Genomic DNA, 1,718 nt, shown 5'->3' with positions numbered 1-1,718 from the left:
CCTGCCTGTCACGCAGGAGATCGCCGGTTCGATCCCGGTCGGGACCGCCATTTTTATAAATATGTGGGTCAGTAGCTCAGTCGGTAGAGCATTAGATTGAAGCTCTAAGTGTCGGCGGTTCGATTCCGTCCTGACCCACCATATTGCGGGTGTAGTTTAGTGGTAAAACCTCAGCCTTCCAAGCTGATGATGAGGGTTCGATTCCCTTCACCCGCTCCAATAATGGGCCTATAGCTCAGCTGGTTAGAGCGCACGCCTGATAAGCGTGAGGTCGGTGGTTCGAGTCCACTTAGGCCCACCATTGTTCCGAAGTAGCTCAGTGGTAGAGCACCGCACTGTTAATGCGATGGTCGTAGGTTCGAGTCCTACCTTCGGAGCCATACTGGGGAAGTACTCAAGTGGCTGAAGAGGCGCCCCTGCTAAGGGTGTAGGTCGGTAACACCGGCGCGAGGGTTCAAATCCCTCCTTCTCCGCCAGTATTTGGCCCCTTGGTCAAGCGGTTAAGACACCGCCCTTTCACGGCGGTAACACGGGTTCGAATCCCGTAGGGGTCATATTAAAAAGCGTCATGCATTCATATGCATGACGTTTTTTTCTTTTTCTGATTTTTGTTCATTGCGTGAAGTGAAACTGTGTATTGCCATTCCTAGTATTACCATGGTTAAACCAATTAATGCTGTTGGAGAAGGAAATGCGATGCTTAAAAGAAAAAATTCACCTATTAATGCAAATATAACTTCCATAGATTGTGTGGCTTCAACTGCGGCAAGCTTTGACATGTTATTTCTGACCATATCGGTCGCCATAAAAAATAGAACAGTCGCTATTACTCCTGAACTGATAGCAACTATCAAAGATTGATAAATTTGAGAGTTAGAAGGCAATCCAGTTGTCGAGAAACCATAAATAGAGAGAATCAACCAAAATGGGAGGCTAGCAATCGTCATACCAAGCACACGTTGATATGCGTCTAAACGCCCTTCACAAAGCTCCATCATTTTCCGATTTCCAAGTGGGTAAGCAAAAGCGGCGATTAAAACCGGCACTAAACCAAGTAGCAATGTGAAAGTAGTGACATCAGTTAGGTGGTCAAGTTGAAGAAGGGCTATTCCAGCTAAAATAATAGTTGAAAATAATAAGCCTTTGATCGGAATGTGTTGTCTATGCATAACAGTTTGGCCGGATACATGAATTTTAACTAAAAAAAGAGGTGCCAGTAAAGTTCCAGCGATGATTGTAAATTGCCAAGTTCCGGCTATTAGCCATCCTGGGGAGTATGCTGCTGCAAAACACAAGGGAGCGTAAAAAAGACCGAATCCTATGAAACTCCACAATAACCATTTCACCTTATGTTTTTTCATTTCATGGAGGAGCGGAAGTAAATTGCCCCTAAGCATGACAATTAATAAGAGGAAAGGAATCATAAATAGGTAACGCAGGGACGCGCTCCATACCCAATGGCCTCCTTGTGCCTCCATTAGTGCATTAACAATAAATGTGACTGCAAAAAACATTGCTCCTGCAAGACCTAATAAAATTGGTTTCATAGGAAAACCCCTTTAAAATATATTAGATACAATATATCGCAACCGAGAAATTTTCACCACTCTTATTTTTAATAAGACTTCTCATAGCAATTTCTATAATAAAAAGCTGATGGCAATGTAGACTGACATAGCGATTTGAGACAACCATAAAACACCTTTATTAGGCTGCTT

1 protein-coding gene and 6 tRNA genes are annotated in these 1,718 nt (G+C 43.4%); 6 read left to right on the top strand and 1 reads right to left on the bottom strand.

Annotation, left to right across the window (positions count from 1 at the left end; all coding sequences use genetic code 11):
* Positions 1 to 65 precede the first annotated feature (65 nt).
* The 6 genes from ON064_RS18165 (at position 66) to ON064_RS18140 (ending at position 554) form a co-directional block, all read left to right on the top strand.
* Positions 66 to 141, top strand: a tRNA-Phe gene (locus ON064_RS18165).
* Positions 142 to 145: 4 nt separating this feature from the next.
* Positions 146 to 219: transfer RNA gene (locus tag ON064_RS18160), tRNA-Gly, on the top strand.
* Positions 220 to 224: 5 nt separating this feature from the next.
* Positions 225 to 301 (top strand) — tRNA-Ile (locus tag ON064_RS18155).
* A gap of 4 nt (positions 302 to 305) precedes the next feature.
* Positions 306 to 380 (top strand) — tRNA-Asn (locus ON064_RS18150).
* A 4-nt stretch (positions 381 to 384) separates the two neighbouring features.
* Positions 385 to 476: transfer RNA gene (locus tag ON064_RS18145), tRNA-Ser, on the top strand.
* 6 nt (positions 477 to 482) lie between these two features.
* Positions 483 to 554 (top strand) — tRNA-Glu (locus tag ON064_RS18140).
* Between the two features lie 12 nt (positions 555 to 566).
* Here the strand turns inward: ON064_RS18140 and ON064_RS18135 are convergent.
* Positions 567 to 1,547, bottom strand: a complete 981-nt coding sequence (locus ON064_RS18135) for a DMT family transporter (RefSeq protein WP_274625863.1) — start codon at positions 1,545 to 1,547, stop codon at positions 567 to 569.
* Between the last annotated feature and the right edge of the window lie 171 nt (positions 1,548 to 1,718).

This window comes from Planococcus sp. A6 (assembly GCF_028823615.1).
Taxonomy (GTDB): Bacteria; Bacillota; Bacilli; order Bacillales_A; family Planococcaceae; genus Planococcus.
The sequence above is the reverse complement of the archived record's forward strand: the minus strand, read 5'-3'. Positions and strand labels throughout refer to the sequence as shown.

Excerpts from the sequence above, each read along its gene's own strand:
- ON064_RS18135 (WP_274625863.1), bottom strand. The coding sequence starts at position 1,547 with ATGAAACCAATTTTATTAGGTCTTGCAGGAGCAATGTTTTTTGCAGTC.